This window comes from Fructobacillus sp. CRL 2054, from assembly GCF_028764065.1.
Lineage (GTDB): Bacteria > Bacillota > Bacilli > Lactobacillales > Lactobacillaceae > Fructobacillus.
Window position 1 is genome coordinate 1 of the sequence record NZ_JACOFN010000010.1, and the last position, 15061, is coordinate 15061.

A 15061-nucleotide genomic window follows, 5' to 3' on the forward strand; every position below is an offset into this window, starting at 1 on the left:
GAGTAAATTTGAGCTGGTTACGCGAATATCACGCTATATCCATCGATATAATCATGAACGGATTCATACCTATGAATCGAACCTAGTGATGTAAAAAAAGTGTCTAACTTATTGACATACGAGCATAACGGATTCAACTGAATCCACTTCTTCGTGGGTTGTTGTTGCGTCGTTGACAGCCGCCGCTGCTCTTGTACTGTAGTCAGTATCATCAGCCTTCGCTGAGATACCAGCAATTGAATGGCCATGATGTTGCTCAGCAACAACCGTTGCCCCAGTTAAAAGGGCAATCGTTGCAAGCGAAGCGTAAACCCAGTTCTTACCGGACTTATACATCTTGTAGTGTTCTTTTTTGGTCATCTTTTATACCTATTTCTGTACTTTTGAAAAATTCGTTCTCCGGTAATGTTACATGGTTTACTTTATTATTACAAGTGTTACGTTAAAATATTTTTAAATATCGGAATTTTTAAACAGATTAGAATGAGAATATAAAAAATAAGCTTTGACTTTTTTAAATATAAAATATTAAGGCAACAAAAAAGAACCCCAATCATCCGATCGGAGTTCTTTTTATTTTTATCAATTAGATAAAGGCCAACAAAATAAAGTTAGCCAAGAAGAAGGCTGTGATAACCAAAAGAATTGGTGACAGTTCCTTCCACTTTCCCTGGGCAACCTTCACAACGATGTAGAAGATGAACCCTGCGGCGATACCGTATGAGATTGAGAAAGAGAATCCCATGAAGATTGAAGTGAAGAAGGCAGGAATGGCAACAGCCAAATCTGACCAGTCAATCTTCTTGAATTCACCCATCATCATGATACCAACCACGATCAAAAGTGGTGCAGTAGCTGCCGTTGGAATAACGGATACCAATGGTGACAAGAAGAGCATTGCCAAGAATCCAAGGGCAGTCACGATGTTTGTCAAACCAGTACGTCCACCGGCAGCAACACCCGTTGCTGACTCGATGAATGTCGTCGTGTTTGAAGTGCCAACAACACCGGCCAAAGTCGTTGTGAATGTATCCACAACCAAAGCCTTATCCATCTTTGAGTTGAATGAGTTGTCAGCAACGAATGCTTCTTGGTCTTCCTTTGAGAAGATACCCGTTTGGTTACCGATACCAATCAAGGTACCGATGGCATCAAACAAACCAGTCAATCCCATGGCAAAGACAGTAACGATAGCCAATGAAGCTTGTGGCCATGATGACCAAAGCGTTCCCATACCGTGGGCACCAAAGGCAGCTCCGAAGGTATGACCAAATTCACCGAAGGCGTTTGGCAATGAAGTAGCGGCTGACAAATGCGTGTTGGTAACACCCATTGGGATACCAATCAAAGTCGTGGCAATCAATGTGATCAAGAATGCTCCTGGCACCTTACGGATAACCAAGAAAGTCAAAATTAAAAGACCAATCAAGGCCAACAAAGCAGAAGCTTGTATAAACTTTGTCAATTCAGGAGTCACACCACCAGAGGCCAAAAGAGAATCTAAACCACCCTTTACGGTACCACCAGCGTATGGCTTGTCATTAACAGAGATAATGTTTGAACCTGAGATAACAAAGTTGATGAAACCGGCGTTCTTCAAACCAATGTAGGTAACGAAGACCCCTAGTCCACCACCAATGGCAGCCTTTAGTTCCGTTGGGATTGCTTTCACAATTGCCTGACGTCCGTGCGTCAAGGTAATCACAATGTCAAGCATTCCAACCAGGAACACAATGGCCAAAGCCTGCTGCCACTTGAAACCAAAACCAAAGACAATGGTGTAAGTGAAGTAAGCCTGCATTCCAATTCCAGGTGCGAGGGCAAATGGTACGTTAGCGTACAGTCCCATCAACAACGTTCCGAAAACGGCAACGATGATGGCGGCAATAAAGACGGCTAACTGTGACATCCCCGCCTGTGAGAGAATTTGAGGGTTCAAGAAGAAGACGTAGGCCATTGACACAAAGGTCGTAATCCCGGCAATCACTTCTTGCTTCACTGAAGTCTGGTTTTCTTTCAGTTTAAAAAATTTATCCATTTTTCTGAGGGCTTAAGCCCACTCCTTTTAGTTTTTACTTTTTGCTTGCTGGTCGACAATCGCTATCAACGATAACGGTCACGCTAAAACAGCAAGTCCCTTTTCCTTATTAAAAGTCAAAGAGCGACAATTGGTTCTCATCCGGCAAATCGGAAATAACGGAATGGAGAGTCAAGAAATCAATAATGGTCTGCGAGACTTTTCCACGCTTTTTCAAATCTTCCTTCGAGATAAATGGCTTTTCAGCACGCGCTGCAACAATCTGGTTGGCGACGTTGTCCCCAAGCCCCGGAATGACTGAGAACGGTGGAATCAATTCGTTTCCATCAATGACCCATTCCGTTCCGTCGGAACGTTCGAGGTCAACCATCTTGAATGAGACGCCACGTTCGAGTGCTTCGTTGGCCATTTCTAAAACGGTCAACAAATCCTGATCACCCTTCGAGACATCGTTCCCCATATCGCGAATCTTCGCAATCGCCGCCTTCACGGCCTCTTTACCACGGGCCATAGCCACAACATCGAAGTTGTTAGCACGAACCGTGAAGTAGGTAGCGTAATAAGCGGCTGGGAAATAAACCTTAAAGTAAGCGATTCGGAGCGCCATCAAAACGTAGGCGGCAGCGTGGGCACGGGGGAACATGTACTTAATCTTCAAACAAGAATCGATGTACCACTCGGGTACACCGTTTTCACGCATCAAAGCTTGGTACTCGTCGGTAATCCCCTTACCTTTACGAACCTTTTCCATGATATTAAATGCATCGGAAGAAGGCAAGCCCCAGTTAATCAAATCAGTCATGATTTTATCACGGGTTCCAATCACAGTCGCGATCGTCGCCGTTCCATTCTCGACCAAATCATGGGCGTTACCCAACCACACATCGGTTCCGTGGGAAAGTCCAGAAATCTGGAGCAACTCAGAGAAAGTGTGTGGCTGCGTGTCTTCCAACATGTTTCGCACGAAGCCGGTTCCAAATTCAGGTAGGCCCAGTGTTCCCGTGTTGGAATAAATCTGCTCGGAGGTGACACCCAAAGGCTCCGTCGAAGTAAAGAGTCCCAAAACCCCCGGATCGTTAACCGGGATAGTCTGAGGATCAATCCCTGACAAATCCTTTAGGGTACGAACCATCGTAGGATCATCGTGTCCCAGAATATCCATCTTCAACAAGTTATCGTGAATGGAATGGTAATCCATGTGGGTCGTCTGCCAAAGGGCCGTCTGATCATCGGCTGGGTACTGCACGGGGGTAAAGTCGTAGATGTCGTAATCGGCAGGAACAATCAAAATACCACCCGGGTGCTGCCCGGTCGTTCGCTTAACGCCAGTCACACCCTGAGCCAGACGTTCCTCTTCCGCTCCGCGGAAGACTTTATCATGGTCACGCTCGTAAGCCTTCACGTAACCAAAGGCCGTCTTTTCAGCGACCGTGGCAATTGTTCCAGCACGGTACACCTTCTTAACCCCGAACATGACCTTCATGTAATCGTGGGCGATTGGCTGGTAGTCACCAGAGAAGTTCAAATCGATATCGGGCACCTTATTTCCGGTGAATCCCATGAAGGTTTCGAAAGGAATGTTGTGTCCATCCCCAATCAGCATTTCGCCTGGGTGGTTGGGATCTTCTTTATCTGGCAAATCATAGCCGGAACCGTATTTCTTTGGATCAGCTAATTCGAAGTAGTCCCCGTGCGCCGACCGGTAGTGCGGTGGCAAAGGATTCACTTCGGTAATTCCAGACATAGTAGCCACGAAGGAGGAACCAACGGAACCTCGGGAACCAACCAGGTAGCCGTCTTTGTTGGACTTTGCTACCAAACGCTGAGAAATCATGTAGTGCGGCGCGAAACCGTTACCGATGATGGAACTCAGTTCCTTATCGATTCGTTCCTGAATCATCTTAGGCAATGGGTCACCATAAGCCTTTTTAGCCGCTGCAAAAGTCTTCTCGCGCAGCTCATCCCCGGCCTCTGGAATCTGTGGTGGGAATGATCCTTCCTTCAATGGATGAATGTCTTCGAGCATATCGGCCACTACGTGGGTGTTGTCGATAACCACTTCCTTGGCTTTCTTCTCACCAAGGAAGGCAAACTGCTCTAACATATCCTGAGTCGTACGGAAGTGAACATGTGGTAGAGCCTGACGGTTCAGCGGGTTCCCCGGCTGAGAGCCAATCAAGATATCACGGTAAATGTGGTCTTCAGGATTGGTGTACTTCACATCCCCCGTTACCACAACGGGCTTATTCAGCTCATCCCCAATCTTGACCATATCGGCCAAGATATCCTTCAGCTTATTTGGCCCAGCAATCAAATCGCTATCCAACATTGGCTGGTAATTAGCCAAAGGCTGAATTTCGATGTAATCGTAGAACGCAGCCTTCTTCTTGGCTGGTTCGTAACCCTTTTCAATCAGGGTCACAATCAAGTCACCGGAGGTATCCCCAGAACCGATAATCAAGCCCTCACGGTACTTGGTCAAAACGGAACGAGGAATCCGTGGCACCTTATTGAAATAAGAAACGTTTGATTCCGAAACGAGTCGGTAAAGGTTCTTCAATCCCACCGGGTTTTGAATCAAAATTGACGCGTGGAAAGGACGGCCATGGCGCCAGGCGCCCCCATCCAGCATGTGATCGTTCAACTGATTTAAGTTAGCCACATCGTGCGACTTAATCGCCTCTTTAATCAGCTTCCAACCAAGGTGACCAGTCGTCTCCGCATCGTAAATGGCACGGTGGGCCTGTTCCAACTCGATTCCAAACTTCTTCGCCAAAGTTCCCAAACGGTAAGACTTGTAGTCTGGGTATAGCCAGCGGGTAAATGGCAAGGTATCAATAACGGGCTCTTCAATTGGCCCCTCTTGATAACGTGCGTAAGTAGCGTTCATGAAATCCACATCAAAAGTCACGTTGTGACCAATCAGAACAGAACCCTTAATCCAGTCTCGGAAATTATCGATAACGACCTGCTCTGGCTTCGCATTGGCCACCATGGCATCGGTAATCGAAGTCAAATTCGTCGTGAACTCCGACAGTGGGAAGCCAGGATTAATGTACTCCGAGTACTTATCAATCACGTTTCCCATCTGCATCTTAACAGCAGACAATTCGATAATTCGATCGGAAACAGCCGACAAACCAGTTGTTTCCAAATCGAATGCGACGTAGGTCAAATCTTTATCATTTAAGACTTGGTCACGAACGTTATAGGCAATGGGGTCCCCGTCTTCCACGACGTTGGCTTCCATTCCAAAAATCATTTTAATATCGTTTTTCTTAACGGCATCAATAGCCTGTGGATAACCCTGGACGTTTCCAGTATCCATCACCGTCAAGGCTTCCTGTCCCCAGGACTTAGCGAGCTTAGCTACCTGACCAAAGTCGGTCACGGCGTCCATCCCAGACATGTTGGTATGGGCGTGTAACTCAATACGCTTCTCTTCGCCCTGGTATTCTTCCTGACGGTTCTGGTGATCGACAACCTGTAGGTCATAGATGTTCAATACCAATTCACGAGCATAAGTGTCTTCTTGGACATTTCCACGGGCCTTAATCCAGCAACCAGCCTTCAACTGGTCAAAGACTGCCTCATCCTGCTCGTTGTTTGAAAACTTCTTGGCAGAAATAGAAGAAGAGTAATCCGTAATCTTCAACGTTAAAAGCTTACGCTTTGACCGCAATTCCCGGACTTCATCGGCAAATATGTATCCCTCAATGACAACGCGGGATTCTTCTCCATCGATGTCTTCCAAACGGGTAATTTCAGCGTCCGGATTAATGGCACGGCCTAAACGGAGGGCCACTCCCTCAGAAGACTTCTTAGGGGCTGCTTTTTCAGCTCGTTCAATGGCCTGATTAATGTCGGCCTGAACTTGCTGCTGGTGGGAGGCAAAGCTTTCCTCCAGTCGCTGTTGCTGATTATCATCGACTAGGGCCGTAAAAGTCAGACCGGCCATTCCAAAGGTCGCATAGATGTCCGTCAAAGAAGCCAGCACATCATCCGTCAAAAGCGCTGCTAACTGTGGCATTGCCGTGGCAATCACCACCTCCTGCTGTCCTTTTAATTGGACTGAGGAAGCCGAGGCCAACTGCTGTACCGAAGCATAGTTCAATCCGGTTTCACGCAGGGCTAGGTGGAAGTACGATTGTACTTCCTCTTCGCCAAAGCCGGCTTCCTCGGGTTGAATTGTCAGATAAACAGCGTTAACCTGCTTGAAATTGGCAGCCAATCCCCGGTAAAAGGCCAGGTAAGCCGGAAAAGTCAAAACACGTTTGCTATTCACCACGAAGCGCCAAGACTTAGCATCGGGGTCAACCACAACCGACCCTAATGAAGCATCTTGCAAGACCGCCTTTAAGTTATCAGGCAGTTCTGCCTGTTCCATTAATTTTTCTAATTGTTCTCTTCGACTAAGAGCCATTGAACCATCCTTATTGAAAGGCAAAAAGCCGACAGTTTGTCGACTTAATGAGTACTTATTTTGCTAGCCATTCGTTTAAATGAGCGGCAATTTCTGAAGCAGGCATATCAAAGCTTTCACCGCTTTGGCGAAGCGTTACTTCAACGATTCCTTCGCTGGCCTTCTTACCGACCGTCAATCGAACTGGCAAACCGATTAATTCTGAATCGGCAAATTTAACACCAGCACGTTCCTTACGGTCATCAACCAAGCTTTCAAAACCGGCATCCGCGACAACCTTTTCCAAGTCAGCGGCAAGAGCGGCTTGCGCATCATCCTTCATGTTCACTGGGACGATGTGCACTTCGTATGGGGCAATCGCTGCTGGCCATACCAAGCCCTTGTCATCGGCCTTCTGTTCGGTAATGGCGGCCAACAAACGGGAAATTCCGATTCCATAACAACCCATGATCATGTCGATTGAACGACCGTTTTGGTCCAAAACCTTGGCACCCAAGGCATCTGAATAACGAGTTCCCAGCTTAAAGATGTGACCGATTTCGATTCCACGGGTGAAGACCAACTTACCCTTTCCATCAACGGCCAAATCGCCTTCCTTAGCAGTACGGAAGTCCGCCACTTGGTCATCAGCCAAGTCAACGTCACGGTTCCAGTTGATGTTCAAGTAGTGCTTACCGTCCTCGTTGGCACCGGCTGCAAAGTTCACTAAGTCAGCGGCACGTTCGTCGACCAAGAGCTTAACGTCTTCTGGCAAACCAACTGGTCCAAGTGAGCCAAATGAAGCGCCCAACTTTTCTTGTACAAGGGCTTCATCCGCCAATTCCACTTCAGGCAAGCCCAAGAAGTTTTGTACCTTGACCAAGTTGACTTCAAAGTCACCCGTTGTCACAACGGCTGCCAATTCACCTTCTGGTCCAGCAACAAGAATCGTCTTCACTAATTCTTCTGCAGGGCGGTTCAACAATTCTGACAATTCTTCGATTGTCTTCGCGTTTGGCGTATCAATCTTTTCAAGGTCAGCCTGTGCTTCACCAGAACGGTCAACGCGTTCGTAGTAGTCCTTGGCCATTTCCAAGTTAGCGGCGTAGTCAGATCCATCAGAGTAAGCGATGATATCTTCACCGGCAGCAGCAGGTGCTGAGAATTCCTTTGAATCAGAACCACCCATGGCACCGGCATCCCCAACGATGGCGCGGTATGACAAACCAACACGGTCGAAGATGTTACGGTAGGCACCTTCCATTTGGTCGAAAATCTTATCCAAGCCTTCGTAATCGGCTGTAAATGAATAAGCATCCTTCATGATGAATTCACGGGTACGAAGCAAACCGAAACGTGGACGGCCTTCGTCACGGAACTTTTGTTGAATTTGGTAAACAACCAATGGCAACTTCTTGTAGGACTTGATGTCGTTCCCAATCAATTCAGTAAAAGTTTCTTCGTGGGTTGGACCCAAGATGAAGTCACGGTCCTGGCGGTTCTTAAACTTATACAAATCTTGACCATACGTTGCGTAACGGCCAGACTTTTGCCAGAGTTCAGCAGGCAGGATTTCAGGAACCAGCATTTCGTTGGCGTTAATAGCAGCCATTTCTTCACGAACGATGGCTTCGACCTTATTCAAAACACGTTGTGCCAATGGTAAGTAGGCAAAGGCTCCGGCAGATACCGGACGGATGTAACCGGCTTTCAACAACAACTGATGGGACTTCACTTCAGCATCAGCAGGTACTTCACGCAATGTTGGCATAAAAAGCTGTGTTTGTTTCATAATTTCCTTCTTTCCTGTTGGTTAGATTATGTACGGGGAAAACTCCCCATGAATTTAAAATTGAATCAAATCTTTGGCGGTAACCAAAATCATCAAAATAACTAAGGCAATTGTCCCAACCATTATTAAACCATTTGCTAAGAACTTTGGGAATGGGTGGCGGAAAATTGACTCGTAAAGGTCCAAGAAGACTTTACCACCGTCCAATGGTGGGATTGGTAGTAAGTTAATCAAACCGAGGTTAACAGACAACATACCAAGCAGTGCCAAAACCGTCATGAAACCTTGGTTGGTAGCTGTCGAAGTGGCCTTAGCCAGCATGACCGGTCCGCCTAACTTGTTCAATGAAAAAGACGTGGTGAACAAATTGACGATTCCGTCAGAGACTTGAGTAAACCAAGATTTCCACATCAAGAAGCCGTACTGTAAGCGATCACCAAAGCCAGTCTCGCCCTTGGCAACCACGCCAATCCGATAGGCCTTTTGACCAGATACGGTCACAGCTTCTGGCGTGACCTTGGTTGTCTTTTCCTGACCCTTTCGCTCATAGCGAATGGTCATGGTCTTGCCCTTTTGCTCGGCAACTTCCGTGGCAAAGTCGGTAAAGGTCTTAACAGACTGCCCGTTAACGGCCTTCATCTTATCGTTCACCTTCAAGCCAGCTTGGGCAGCCGGTTGATTCGACACAACCTGTCCCAGAATCGGTTCATTCAAAGAAACTTGGCTGAGTGAGAAGGCCAAAATCAAAGCGGCGATAATTGCCAGAATAAAGTTCATCGCAGGCCCAGCTAAGTTAATGAAAACCCGCTTAATTGCCGGTGCTGATTCAACCCAAGATGAACGGGGTGCTACCCGGTTTTCCTGACCAGAATCATCAACGATGGTGGCATCTTTTGAAACAGAAAGTGTTTCAGAATCTTCCGAACCATAACGGAAACCCGTTAAAGTCATCGCATCAACCAAGTCCGCCTGGTCAATTTGGAAAAGGAAGCCAGCTTCTTCCTGGTCAGCGCGCAAATCAATGTTTGTAACCAAACCCTCGTCGTTTTGTTGCAAGTACAAGCGCTGTCCGGCTTCTAGATCATCATGGTCTTCTTCCGAAGCCATTCGAACGTAGCCACCAACTGGCAGCAAGCGAATCGTATAAGTCGTGTCATTCTTGTACCAAGCAAAAATCTTAGGGCCCATGCCAATGGCAAATTCACGAACGAGCACACCGGACTTTTTCGCCACAATGAAATGGCCGAATTCGTGAAATGAAACCAATAGGCCAAAAACAATTAGAAATGCAATGATGGCTGTTATTGACATTGGGCACCCTCCTTACTAAAAGAAATAGCGATTACTGCAAGAAACCAAGAATTGAAAGCATTGGCATCACAACTAGCATGGAATCAAAACGGTCCAGGATACCACCGTGACCAGGCAAGATGTTTCCTGAATCCTTCACACCGAAGTGACGCTTGAAGGATGATTCAATCAAATCACCAAGCTGTCCACCGATTGATAGGAAGACTGTTGCTAACAAGAGTTCCAAAACTGGACGGTGTAACCAACCGGTTGCTGAATACAAGACTGTCATCACAACGATGGCAATCACAGAACCAGAAACAGAACCTTCCCAGGTCTTGTTTGGTGAGATGGTTGGGGCTAACTTGTGCTTTCCGTAGGCTTTTCCACAGAAGTAAGCAAAGGAATCCGTAATCCAAACCGTCAACATTCCGAAGAACAACACGGCCAAGCCCTTTTGATCAGCTAAGTAGAAGTAGTGGAATCCCTTACCAATGTAAACCATTGATAGGAAGAGAACACCGGCATAGTTAATGTTAAAGGACTTCTTTGACAGGACTGTCCGCAAGAGGAACAAGAAGGCAATGGTTGAAACCACCGTGTCTGAAGTGACCGTCATTGGCCAGTTATCAGATACCCAAATCCAGAAGTTGTTCGGAACAACCAGAGCAACAACTCCTGTCAAAGACAAGAGGGCTTCGAAGGAAACCAAGAGTGTCTTGGTCATCCGAAGCATTTCGCCCATGGCTACCCAGCCCAAGGCAATCGTCAACAACAACAATGGTAATTTACCAATGACCACAAGGGGTACAAAGACCGCCAAGGCCACAATTGCCGTAATAATGCGCGTTTGCATTTTAAATTCTCTCTTTCAAAATTAAGCTTTTACTTTTCCAAAACGACGATCACGTTTTGTGTATGCTGCCAAGGCCGCTTCAAAATCAACATCGTCAAAGTCTGGCCAGAAAACATCGGTAAAGTAGAACTCGGAATAGGCCGCCTGGTAAGGCAGGAAGTTTGACAGGCGCTCTTCGCCAGAAGTACGCACAATCAAATCAGGGTTCGCCAAGTCGCCAAGGAAGCCAGTGGTTAACTCAGAAGCCAACATGTCCTTATTGATGTCTTCCGGTTGCAATTCACCCGCAGCCACCCGTTCTGCCAATGCAGCTGCTGCATCCGCAATTTCCTGCTGACCCCCGTAGTTTAGGGCAAAGTTCAAAATCAAGCCAGTATTAGCAGCAGTGTCAGCCTTCGCCTTGATAACGGCCTGTTTGGTTGCTTCAGGAAGACGGTCGATGTCACCAATCGTCTCCACTTTGACATTTTGCTCAATCAATTCCGGCACAAAAGTGTCGAAAAAAGTCACGGGCAGTTTCATTAAGAACTTTACTTCATCGGTCGGACGTGACCAGTTTTCAGTTGAGAAAGCGTAAACCGTCAAAACTTGAACGCCAGCCTTGCTAGCCAACCGGGTGACACGCTTGACCGTTTCCATCCCCTCTTTGTGTCCAGCGACACGTGGGAGATGACGCTTTTTAGCCCAGCGGCCATTACCATCCATGATGATGGCTAAGTGTTTTGGTACCTTGTATTCACCGGCTGCTAATGCAGCTTCAAAGCTTGGTGATGCAGCTTTTTTCGTAGAAAACATTCCAGAAAAGAATGACATAAATGATACCCCTAAAATTTGAAAAATACTCTTCACCATTTTACCAGAATTAAAGAAGACAAACAAAAAAACCGATGAAAATTCATCGGCTTTTTGATACTTGCCGCACCCCCTTATAACAGGGTTTCAACAAGGCTTTATTAAAATCTTACTGAACCGTAACAGACTTGGCCAAGTTACGAGGACGGTCAACATCCAAGCCACGATCCAAAGTTGCGTAGTAGGCAATCAATTGGGCTGGGATAACCGCTAAGAGTGGCATCAAGAGTTCGTTCACTTCAGGCAAGACATAGGCATCCCCATCCTTTGCCAAAGATTCAGAAGCAAAGACAATCGTGTTCGCGCCACGGGCCGCCACTTGAGCAACTTCCCCACGGAGCAAGCCGGCCGTCTTTTTTTGTGTCAACAAGGCAAAGACAGGTGTGCCATCTTCAATCAAAGAAATCGTTCCATGCTTCAATTCACCAGCAGCGAATCCTTCAGTCTGGATGTATGAGATTTCCTTCAACTTCAAGGCCGCTTCCAAAGCAACGGCGGCATCCAAGCCACGACCGATGTAGAAAGCTGAGTGCTGATTCTTCAATGCGGATTCAGCAATCTTCTTAAAGCTTTCCTTTTCATCAGTGATAGCTTGAATTTCAACGGCAACCTTTGCTAATTCAGCCTTCAAGTCAAAGCCAGGGTTACCCAAGGCAGAGGCCAAGATAGCTTGAACCAATACCTGAGCCGTATAGGCCTTGGTTGAAGCAACGGCGATTTCAGGTCCAGCCAAGACAGGCAAGGCGAAGTCCGCTTCACGAGTCAAAGTTGAGTTCATTACGTTTGCCAAAGTCAAAGCTGGGAAGCCTTGCTTCTTCACGTTATCCAAAACTTCACGGGAATCGGCTGTTTCACCAGACTGTGACAAGAAGATGAAGAATGGCTTGTCTGACAACATTGGTTGGTCGTAAGCAAATTCAGAAGCAATGTGCACTTCTGTAGGAATCTTTGCCCACTGTTCAAAGTAACGCTTACCAATCAAACCAGCGTGGTATGAAGTACCAGCGGCAACGATGTAAAGACGGTCAGCCTTCTTGATGGCATCGGTAATTTCAGGAGCAATCCCCTGCAAGTTACCTTCGTCATCGTAGTAGTGACCAGCGATGTTACGAGCGACAACGGCTTGTTCATCGATTTCCTTCAACATGTAGTAAGGATAAGCACCCTTATCTGTATCTTCAGGATCAATTTCCAAAGTAAATGGTTCGCGGTTAACCTGTTCACCAGCTTCGTCATAGATTGTCACTGACTTTGGCTTAACAATCGCAATGTCACCATCGCGCAATTCGATGAAGTCCTTCGTCAAATCAATCATGGCTGCGGCATCAGAAGTAACAGCATTACCATGGTCAGAAACACCAACCAAGAGCGGTGACTTCTTCTTCGCAACGTAAAGCGTTTCTGGATCTTCGTGGTCAACCAAAAGGAAACCGTAGGCTGAGTTACCATCCAAAAGGGAAATCATCTTACGGAAGGCATCAGGTGTTGCCATGCCATCCTTAGAGAACTTGTCGACCAATTGCACGGCCACTTCAGTATCCGTTTCAGATACGAAGTGCACACCTTGCAAGTAAGTGTCTGTCAATTCCTTGTAGTTTTCAATCACACCGTTGTGAACGAGGAAGAAACGGTTATCCGCAGACTTCTGTGGGTGGGCGTTTTCAACAGTTACGTTACCGTGGGTTGCCCAACGGGTGTGGGCAATTCCGGCAGTCCCCTTGAAGCCCTTTGTTTCGGCAATGGCCTTTTCAGCCAACTTTGAAACACGGCCCTTTTCCTTAATTAAAGCATCCTTGCCTGAAGCATCAGACAAATAGACCCCGGCTGAATCATAGCCGCGGTACTCAAGCTTTTGTAATCCTTGTAGGAGGTAAGGTAGTGCATCCCCAACTCCAGTAACACCAACAATTCCGCACATGGTTGAATCTCACTTTCATATAAAAATTGGTTTTTTAAATTTAAATTATCGTATACCGCTATTTTAGCAAGGTCTACGACTTTGTTAAAGACCAATTTAACGATTGGTATAGACAGAAAGGATGAACAAAAGCATTCATAATTTCTTAAAAGTCAGTATTTTATGAGAAATACGGCGATTAAATACGAACATTTTAAATAAATATATGCTAAACTATATAAAATTTACTTATCTAAAGGAGCGTCACATGCCAATTCCAGTCGATTATCGTCTTCATTCCGGACAAGTTCTCAATGTCTTCACGCAGGAGTTTCAAGAAAACACTGTTTGGATTGATAAGGGTCGCATCATCTTTGTCGATGACTCAACAGCCTACGAAGCAAAAGAAAGCATCGACTGCTCAGGCAAATATTTAGTTCCTGGCCTAATTGACGCCCACCTTCACATTGAATCATCACTGTTGACCCCCTCCGAATTTGGTCGACTCTCATTGAAGCAGGGTGTTACTCGCATCTTTGCCGACCCACATGAAATTGCCTCAGTCGCAGGTGTTTCCGGTATTCAATACATGATTGATTCAGCCAAGAAGACACCATTACACATTCATTACATGCTTCCTTCTTCCGTGCCAGCCACTAACTTCGAACATGCCGGAGCGACTTTGGACGCCGAAGCCTTGAAGCCCTTCTACCAACACAAGGAAGTGGCTGGTCTGGCCGAAGTGATGGACTACCCTGCCGTTGCTAATGCAGATGACGACATGTTACAAAAGATTAAGGACGCTCAAGAAGCCGGCAAGCACGTTGACGGACACGGGGCAGGATTAGGCCCTGACCAGTTGGCTGTTTACCGTGCCTACGGCATTGACACCGACCACGAAGCAACATCCGTTAAAGAAGCACTAGACCGTGTTTCAGCCGGCATGAACGTCTTCATCCGTGAAGGAACGGTCGAACGGGACGAAAAGGCACTCTTACCAGCCGTTTCTGAGGCTAACCAAGGGCACTTTGCCTTCGCCACCGATGACAAGTCCGCAAAGGACATCCAAGACGAAGGTTCCATTAACTTTAACGTGGCCTTAGCCATTGAAGAAGGCATTGCGCCTGAAATGGCTTACACCATGGCCTCTTTGAATGCTGCACAGGCCCACCACCTTCAAAACGTTGGGGCCATTGCCCCTGGTTACGAAGCCGACCTGATCATTCTAGACGATTTAAAAGCTGTTCAGGTTGCCCATACCATGGTCAGCGGTGAATTCTTCGAAGACCAAAAGCAGCCCGTTCTCTGGTTGCCTGGTCAGCAAATTAATTTGACCTTTGAAGAGTCCGACCTGACTTTGCCATTGGATGCAACTAAGCCTGCCCATGTCATCGAAATTGAGCCACACCACATCACAACCAAGCATGTTGTCGAGAAGGTAGCTGTCGATAAGGATGGCAATTTTGTAGCAGATATTAACCATGCCAAAGTCGCCGTCATTGAACGTTACCACGACCTTGGTCATGGATTGGGTATCATCAAGGGATTAAACCTCAAGCAAGGAGCCATCGCCTCCACCATTGCCCACGACTCGCACAACGTAATTGTCGCTGGTCAAAACGATCAAGACATGGCGATTGCCGTTGCTGAGTTGAAGAAGATTGGTGGGGGTCAGGTTGTTGTTAACAACGGAAAAGTCACCGCTCTTCCACTTCCAATCGGTGGCCTAATGTCTGATAAGTCCTACGAAGAATTGATTGAGGGTCAAGACCGCTTGAACGCGGCCTTTGCTGAAATTTCAGATTTGACTTTTGACCCATTCCTCACCCTTTCTTTCATGGCCCTTCCCGTTATTCCTAGTCTCAAGATTACCGATCAAGGGCTCTTCGACGTCGAAAAGTTTGAGTTTATCGGCATTCAAGATTAGAATAGTA

Annotated in this window: 9 protein-coding genes; 1 reads left to right on the forward strand and 8 read right to left on the reverse strand. The window is 46.7% G+C overall.

The features are described 5' to 3' along the window. Positions 1-108: 108 nt before the first annotated feature. The 8 genes from H7198_RS05155 to glmS all read right to left on the reverse strand — a co-directional run bounded on the left by H7198_RS05155 (position 109) and on the right by glmS (position 13148). A complete protein-coding gene (locus H7198_RS05155) occupies positions 109-360 on the reverse strand; it encodes a KxYKxGKxW signal peptide domain-containing protein (protein WP_274458705.1) in 252 nt (83 codons plus the stop codon). Between the two features lie 226 nt (positions 361-586). Beyond that, entirely contained in the window at positions 587-2038 is a 1452-nt protein-coding gene (locus H7198_RS05160; protein ID WP_274458706.1) for an NCS2 family permease, read from the reverse strand. Between the two features lie 109 nt (positions 2039-2147). Next, positions 2148-6461, reverse strand: a complete 4314-nt coding sequence (locus H7198_RS05165; RefSeq protein WP_274458707.1) for a PolC-type DNA polymerase III — start codon at positions 6459-6461, stop codon at positions 2148-2150. A 55-nt stretch (positions 6462-6516) separates the two neighbouring features. After that, positions 6517-8232, reverse strand: coding sequence for a proline--tRNA ligase (locus H7198_RS05170; protein WP_274458708.1), 1716 nt, complete (start codon positions 8230-8232; stop codon positions 6517-6519). A 54-nt stretch (positions 8233-8286) separates the two neighbouring features. Then, complete coding sequence (gene rseP, locus H7198_RS05175; RefSeq protein WP_274458709.1) at positions 8287-9543, reverse strand: RIP metalloprotease RseP; 1257 nt, start codon at positions 9541-9543, stop codon at positions 8287-8289. A 31-nt stretch (positions 9544-9574) separates the two neighbouring features. Further along, on the reverse strand, positions 9575-10378 hold the full coding sequence (locus tag H7198_RS05180) for a phosphatidate cytidylyltransferase (protein ID WP_274458710.1): 804 nt from the start codon (positions 10376-10378) through the stop codon (positions 9575-9577). A gap of 21 nt (positions 10379-10399) precedes the next feature. Continuing rightward, positions 10400-11191: an isoprenyl transferase gene (locus H7198_RS05185; protein WP_274458711.1), complete on the reverse strand. Its 792-nt coding sequence runs from the start codon at positions 11189-11191 to the stop codon at positions 10400-10402. Between the two features lie 148 nt (positions 11192-11339). Next, a complete protein-coding gene (gene glmS, locus H7198_RS05190; RefSeq protein WP_274458712.1) occupies positions 11340-13148 on the reverse strand; it encodes a glutamine--fructose-6-phosphate transaminase (isomerizing) in 1809 nt (602 codons plus the stop codon). Positions 13149-13395: 247 nt separating this feature from the next. Here glmS and ade point away from each other — a divergent pair, with 247 nt between their 5' ends. Continuing rightward, positions 13396-15054, forward strand: coding sequence for an adenine deaminase (ade, locus tag H7198_RS05195; protein ID WP_274458713.1), 1659 nt, complete (start codon positions 13396-13398; stop codon positions 15052-15054). Positions 15055-15061: the final 7 nt, after the last annotated feature.

Coding starts and splice junctions, on each gene's coding strand:
- H7198_RS05180 (WP_274458710.1), bottom strand. CDS start 10,378: ATGCAAACGCGCATTATTACGGCAATTGTGGCCTTGGCGGTCTTTGTA.
- ade (WP_274458713.1), top strand. CDS start 13,396: ATGCCAATTCCAGTCGATTATCGTCTTCATTCCGGACAAGTTCTCAAT.
- glmS (WP_274458712.1), bottom strand. CDS start 13,148: ATGTGCGGAATTGTTGGTGTTACTGGAGTTGGGGATGCACTACCTTAC.
- H7198_RS05170 (WP_274458708.1), bottom strand. CDS start 8,232: ATGAAACAAACACAGCTTTTTATGCCAACATTGCGTGAAGTACCTGCT.
- H7198_RS05155 (WP_274458705.1), bottom strand. CDS start 360: ATGACCAAAAAAGAACACTACAAGATGTATAAGTCCGGTAAGAACTGG.
- H7198_RS05185 (WP_274458711.1), bottom strand. CDS start 11,191: ATGTCATTCTTTTCTGGAATGTTTTCTACGAAAAAAGCTGCATCACCA.
- rseP (WP_274458709.1), bottom strand. CDS start 9,543: ATGTCAATAACAGCCATCATTGCATTTCTAATTGTTTTTGGCCTATTG.
- H7198_RS05160 (WP_274458706.1), bottom strand. CDS start 2,038: ATGGATAAATTTTTTAAACTGAAAGAAAACCAGACTTCAGTGAAGCAA.
- H7198_RS05165 (WP_274458707.1), bottom strand. CDS start 6,461: ATGGCTCTTAGTCGAAGAGAACAATTAGAAAAATTAATGGAACAGGCA.